This is a genomic window from Psychromonas antarctica (assembly GCF_022267535.1).
GTDB classification, from domain to species: Bacteria; Pseudomonadota; Gammaproteobacteria; order Enterobacterales; family Psychromonadaceae; genus Psychromonas; species Psychromonas antarctica.
Genome location: NZ_JAHNZV010000138.1, coordinates 1 through 6140, shown reverse-complemented (window position 1 = coordinate 6140; position 6140 = coordinate 1). Strand labels below are relative to the sequence as shown.

Annotated in this window: 5 protein-coding genes and 3 pseudogenes; 2 read left to right on the top strand and 6 right to left on the bottom strand. The window is 38.7% G+C overall.

All coding sequences use genetic code 11. The features are described 5' to 3' along the window. Positions 1–182: 182 nt before the first annotated feature. The 5 genes and pseudogenes from KSO91_RS17970 to KSO91_RS17965 form a co-directional block, all read right to left on the bottom strand. Positions 183–904 (bottom strand): annotated as a pseudogene (locus KSO91_RS17970) (IS6 family transposase); the annotation flags it as partial. A 69-nt stretch (positions 905–973) separates the two neighbouring features. Then, entirely contained in the window at positions 974–1129 is a 156-nt protein-coding gene (locus KSO91_RS15575; RefSeq protein ID WP_238743948.1) for a hypothetical protein, read from the bottom strand. A gap of 101 nt (positions 1130–1230) precedes the next feature. Then, positions 1231–1725, bottom strand: a complete 495-nt coding sequence (locus tag KSO91_RS15570; RefSeq protein ID WP_238743949.1) for a GNAT family N-acetyltransferase — start codon at positions 1723–1725, stop codon at positions 1231–1233. Then, positions 1722–1994, bottom strand: coding sequence for a type II toxin-antitoxin system TacA family antitoxin (locus tag KSO91_RS15565; RefSeq protein ID WP_238743947.1), 273 nt, complete (start codon positions 1992–1994; stop codon positions 1722–1724). Before KSO91_RS15565 ends, KSO91_RS15570 begins: the two co-directional genes overlap by 4 nt. Before the next feature lie 332 nt (positions 1995–2326). Beyond that, positions 2327–3049: pseudogene (locus tag KSO91_RS17965) on the bottom strand (IS6 family transposase); the annotation flags it as partial. 205 nt (positions 3050–3254) lie between these two features. On the opposite strand from KSO91_RS17965, the gene KSO91_RS15550 reads away from it, so the two are divergent. Both KSO91_RS15550 and KSO91_RS15545 read left to right on the top strand, forming a co-directional pair. Next, positions 3255–4583, top strand: coding sequence for an ATP-binding protein (locus KSO91_RS15550; protein WP_238743944.1), 1329 nt, complete (start codon positions 3255–3257; stop codon positions 4581–4583). A gap of 3 nt (positions 4584–4586) precedes the next feature. Next, a complete protein-coding gene (locus KSO91_RS15545) occupies positions 4587–5288 on the top strand; it encodes a YgjP family zinc-dependent metalloprotease (protein ID WP_238743943.1) in 702 nt (233 codons plus the stop codon). A 455-nt stretch (positions 5289–5743) separates the two neighbouring features. Here the strand turns inward: KSO91_RS15545 and KSO91_RS17960 are convergent. Continuing rightward, positions 5744–6140 (bottom strand): annotated as a pseudogene (locus tag KSO91_RS17960) (IS6 family transposase); the annotation flags it as partial.

Here is a 6140-nt window from a genome sequence, read left to right as displayed (position 1 = left end):
CACAGTTCATCAGTGAGCATTAATCGGGGCATGGTAATCTCGTTGTATTTGTTTTTGGCGAAGTGAATTATACGAGATTACCTTCCACTTTTTTGCACAAAATTCAAACAAAGATCAACAGCCCCTAAAATGATTGGCTATTTTGAAAACAAAAGCGCAAGTAATTTTGAAGCCGATCCTAAATGACGGTCAAAACGAAACAGATTATTTACCACCCTATGGCAACTTAAAAACCGTTGGGCTTGGCCCTGTGATTTGAATTTCCGCATCTGTCGCTCTTGTTGTCGAGTAGCTGATGTGATAGCTCACACCCGTTATTTTCATACTGAACAGTTGAGTGTTCCACGCTTGGCATTAGTTCTTTTTTTGCTGCAGAGTAGCTTGCTAAGGAATCGTTACAAAATAACTTGTGCTAAATTGTTTTAAAAAACCTGAATGACTGGTTATTTTGAAAACAAAAGCGTAAGTAATTTTGAAGCCGATCCTCATTTATCCGTCACAATCTTTAACGGCGTACTTCCCTGCCGTTTTAGTAATCGCTTAAAGAAGCGCATCGCAGCTGCCTTACTCTTTCACTTCTGAACCAAATCACCACCTTGATCAACGGCTCGCCAAAGGCCATGTAATACGCCATTTATTTTGATGAAAACCTCATCCAAATACTAGGTATCTCCCAGTTGACCACGGTTCTTTTTGATCTGGTTACAATAGAACGCACCGTATTTTTTACACCCCCTAAGTTTCTAAATAAGCGGATCGATTCATAGCTGACAACGATGCCTCTAGCTGCGAGCAGTTCTTCAATATCACGAAAGCTCAGTGTAAATCGATTATAAAGCCAAACGGCATGGCTGATTATTTGGGCAGGATAACGGTAACCTGCGTAAATATTAGAATTATTCATCTGCAGATTATCGCACAACAGGTTGAGGTGTTGTTAACTTGACAGTACCAACCGATAATAGATATCTACTTACGTCAAAGTTAGCCAGTTAAATTTACTATCCTTATTTTTCAATTTTTTCTCTAGCTCACAAATCGACTCACCAGTTTCAATTGCTGTAGAGCTAGCAACAGTACGATAAATTTGATTTCTTAAATCGATATTTTCTTTTTTACGTTTAGTCATTTTTACCCAAATTAAGTTTTCAACAGCATTAGCATTTCAGACTGAAGATATAATAACAAGGTTAGTTAATTGGCATTACGGTTTAATTACCGCTAATCAAACTAGATACTAGCTCTTATATCTGCAATTGTTATAAACAGTTTATTACTTGCATCCTTAAAGGGTGTGAAGCCATATTTTTCATAGAAATTACCCGCACCATCTTTCGCATCAACAATGACAACTGGAAATGCGACCGTTTCACTGGCAGCTAATAGTTTTTTAAGCGCATCAATTAAAAGCCACTCTCCGAAACCTTTCCCTTTGTATCTTTGGTCAACAGCTAATCTAGCGATTAAACCACCAGACGTTACATTGTGATGTTTTTTTTGCAATTTTGCTGGCAAGCCCTCAGCATCAATAGGCGTCATTGTTAATGTATAATAGCCGATAATATGTTCAGGGCAGTGTTCATCCTCAAGCACAAAAGTACGAGTGTTGTCTTTTTTAGCTTGTTGACTTGCCATTATTTTTAGGTAATTGTTTAACGCATTGATACCACAATCAAAGCGGTTCCGATCGTGCTTAACTTTTTCTAATTGGACAGTGTTCATTATTGTTTTTTGTCCATATAGCGTAAGGTTGCTTGCTGTAATTTATCATTTGGTTTTGCTGGTTGATCTAAAGCATTCATTAATGCCGTTGCATCTTTCTGACTTAATTTAAGGGATCTTTCACGTTCCATAATTGTTTTTGCTTTTTCTAAAGCGGCACTAAGTACAAATGAGTTAATGCTAGACATGCCAGCAATAGCCGCAGCTTGTGAAAGTAGCTCTTGCGTCTCAAAGTCTACACGAGCAGTAATACGAGGTAGTGCAGTAGCCATAATAATCTCCATGCTGTGTTAAAGTGGCACATAAACAGTATATTATAATTACAGCTTTTTTGCAAAGACAAGTGCCAAAGTGGCACGTTTTGGTATTGTCAACTTATGTGACCAGAACGACTGAAGGCTATTAAATTAGCCTTAATCTAAATTTTGGACATAACTAACCCACATCTATTCAGAAAATGAGCGATCACGGAATGCTCGATAGTGCTTCACTTGCATTAAGGAGTCGTTACACAATAACTTGCGCTAAAAATTGTTTTCAAAAAGCCTAAAATGACTGGCTATTTTGAAAACAAAAGCGCAAGTAATTTTGAAGCCGATCCTAAATGACGGCCAAAACGAAACAGATTATTGACCACACCGTGACAACTTAAAAACCGCTGGGCTTGGCCCTGTGATTTGGATTTCCGCATCTGTCGTTCTTGTTGCCGGTAGGCTGATGTGAGATTATTTTCATACTGAACAGTTGAGTGTTCTACGCTTGGCATTAATTCTTTTTTTGCTGCAGAGTAGCTTGCTAAGGAATCGTTACAAAATAACTTGTGCTAAATTGTTTTAAAAAACCTGAATGACTGGTTATTTTGAAAACAAAAGCGTAAGTAATTTTGAAGCCGATCCTCATTTATCCGTCACAATCTTTAACGGCGCACTTCCCAGCCCTTTTAATAATCGTTTAAAGAAGCGCATCGCTGACATCTTATGCTTTCGTTTCTGAACCAAAATATCTATCTCATCGCCATCTTGATCGACTACTCGCCAAAGGTAATGCAATACGCCATTTATTTTGATGAAAACCTCATCCAAATACCAGGTATCACCAAGTTGACCGCGATTCTTTTTTAGCTGGTTACAATAGGTATTGCCGTATTTTTTACACCCCCTAAGTTTCTAAATAAGCGGATCATTTCATAAGTGACAACAATACCTCTAGCTGCGAGTAATTCTTCAATATCACGAAAGCTCAGTGTAAATCGATGATAAAGCCAAACGGCATGACTTATGATTTGTGCAGGATAACGATAACCTGCGTAGATATTAGAATTTTTCATCGGCAGATTATCGCACAATTGGCTGAGGTGTTGTTAACTTGACAATACCCAGCAGAAATATTCAATATCATGCTGAATAACTAACTTTTACTGCGCATTGAAAACAACAAAAGCTACATTTTAATGCGCATAAAATAGCTAACAGTTGCATTTTAACGCGCATTAAAGTGTAATAGAGCTAATTAGTTAACTTAAAGAGATAACGATGCAGCGATCACGAATAAAAAAATTAATCGAATGGAAAGAAAAAGAAACGCGCAAACCCTTACTGATCGACGGCGCACGTCAAACAGGTAAAACCTACCTGCTGCAAAGTTTATTCGGAGAACAATTTGATAATGTATTGCGCATCGACTTTCTTGAATCACCAGAAATGGCTGACGCTTTTTCTGGATCATTAACACCTGAAGATATTCTTTCAAATATTGAACTGTTAACCAATGAAACATTTAACCCCACTACGGATTTACTGATTTTAGATGAAATCGGCGAATGCCAAAGAGCCGTAACTTCGCTTAAATACTTTGCTGAAAAAGCCCCCGAAATGTATATCGCTGCCAGTGGATCTAACATCGGTTTATTAAATTCATTCCCTGTCGGTAAAGTTGAGCAACATAATCTGCGCCCGCTAACATTTTATGAGTTTTTATTGGCATCTGGTGAAGCGGCATTGATAAAAGCCTTTGAAACGGAGGCTAACTCAGCACCTGCCCATACTAAGTTATTCGACAAACTAACAGACTATTATTTTACGGGTGGTATGCCTGAAGCCGTTAGCACATGGTTTGAATTAAAAAATAAAAGCATATTAGATCGTGTTGAAGCCGTCGAAAATATCCATGCAAACTTAATTTCAGGTTACTTGCGAGACTTTGGTAAGTACTCAGGAAAAGTCGATGCAGGTTTGATCGAATCGGTCTTTCGTAATGCTCCTTCACAACTTGCTTCGGTTATAGATGAATCTGTAAAACGCTTTAAATTTAAAGGCGTCCATGAGCGTAAATCTCGCTATGGCGATTTTGAAAGTGCGATCACTTGGTTAGATAAATGCCGATTAATACTCAAGAACTACCCTACTGAGGGTACGCCACGCAGTCCTTTAGCTGCCTACCAAAAAGAAAACAAAGTTAAGCTTTTCCTATTCGATGTAGGATTGCTCAATCATATGTTAGCCATAGGTTATAAAGAAATTAAACAACAAGGCTTTGAATATAAAGGCTACATAGCTGAAAATTTTGTGCAGCAAGAATTTGCAGCGCAAGGAATAGATCCGACATTCTCATGGGGTGATGCCCGAGCTGAGATCGAATTTATTGCAACAGATGACCAAGGTCAAATTATCCCAATCGAAGTTAAAAGTGGCAAACGGACTCGTGCCAAATCTTTACAGTCTTATATAACGAAGTGCCAACCCAATAAAACAATCAAGTTAACGGGTACACAAGGATCAACAGCATTAGAAAAAGAGAATATCGTGTTACCGCTTTATTACGCCCAGTATGCGGTTAGCCACCACTTAAAGTCGAGCCGATAAGTTATGCCAATATTTCAATATGGAACTACTGCGATTGATTGGGAATTTAAAGCAGATCCTAAATTATCAAATCATTACGTCACTGTAGAACGTGGTAAAAAAGTATTATTACGTGGACCCAACGTTCCGTTGGAAGAGCAACGAGAATTTATTCGCTATCGTGCTAGGTGGATCAAGAAGCGCTTTGAGGAAGTAAACCAAGCATTAAAAGAAGAGATCGTCACTGGCAGTCGAGCCGTATACCGTGGACGTTCATTTTATTGTGAGGTGATCCCTGCACCTGAACTAACAATACCGCAGATCAGCTTTAATCAAAGTCGCTTTAAGGTGCTATCACCCGAGGGAAGTTTTGTAAGCCTAAAACCATTTAAAGCCGCACTAGAGCGCTTTTACAAACAAAAGGCACAAGAGAAGCTTGGATCTAGAATTCGCTACTGGCAACGAGAAACTGGTTTGGAAGTCACCACTTATAAAGTTAAAAAATTTGAAGCACGCTGGGCAAACTGCACTGAAAATGATGTTTTAGAATTCAACCCTCGTTGCATGGAATTTTCTAACAAAGTAATGGATTACATCATTATCCATGAGCTTTGCCATAGCGTAGAAAAGAGCCACAACAAGCGATTCTGGCAGTTAGTTGCTAAATATTGCCAGAACTGGAAAGAGTTTCATGAAGAGGTTGAGCGATCTGGGATGGGGTTGTAGGGGTGATTAAGTTGAAATATAACTAATGGGGTCGTTCTAACCGGTGGATAATATAAAAATTCTAGATCGCTTTTGTGCTATTACGACTTAGAAACTTATAAATCAGTGTCCAATATTACTCAGTCACAACATTTTGGAGATTATCATCAAAATGGGATTTCATCCAACAAATGGGGGGGGCATGCTGTACTATGACGCAAATGAACAGCTTCCAAGTCCCGCTCCCACTCTTCGTTTATGAATTTATTCTCAACATTTCGATCCCCTCTATAATTTCCCAGAGGATATGGGTTGGCTAAACTATTCCGATATGCATAATAGATTTCAATGGCACCAATTGAATTAAGATGAGATAGCTCTCTAAGGTCAGAGGGTATTGTCAACTTATGTAACTAGGACGACTAAAGGCTATTAAATTAGACTTAATCTAAATTTTGGACATAACTAACCCACATCTATTCAGAAAATGAGCGATCACGGAATGCTCGATAGTGCTTCACTTGCATTAGATGACGGCCAAAACGAAACAGATTATTGACCACACCATGACAACTTAAAAACCGTTGAGCTTGGCCCTGTGATTTGAATTTACGCATCTGTCGTTCTTGTTGCCGGGTAGGCTGATGTGAGAGCTCACATCCATTATTTTCATACTGAACGGTTGAGTGTTCTACGCTTGGCATTAATTCTTTTTTGGTAGCTGAATAGCTAGCTAAGGAATCGTTACAATCTTTAACGGCGTACTTCCCTGCCCTTTTAATAATCGTTTAAAGAAGCGCATCGCTGCCGTTTTATTCTTTCGTTTCTGAACCAAAATATCTATTTCATCACCATCTTGATCAACGGCTCGCC

Excerpts from the sequence above, each read along its gene's own strand:
- KSO91_RS15565 (WP_238743947.1), bottom strand. The coding sequence starts at position 1,994 with ATGGCTACTGCACTACCTCGTATTACTGCTCGTGTAGACTTTGAGACG.
- KSO91_RS15550 (WP_238743944.1), top strand. The coding sequence starts at position 3,255 with ATGCAGCGATCACGAATAAAAAAATTAATCGAATGGAAAGAAAAAGAA.
- KSO91_RS15545 (WP_238743943.1), top strand. The coding sequence starts at position 4,587 with ATGCCAATATTTCAATATGGAACTACTGCGATTGATTGGGAATTTAAA.
- KSO91_RS15575 (WP_238743948.1), bottom strand. The coding sequence starts at position 1,129 with ATGACTAAACGTAAAAAAGAAAATATCGATTTAAGAAATCAAATTTAT.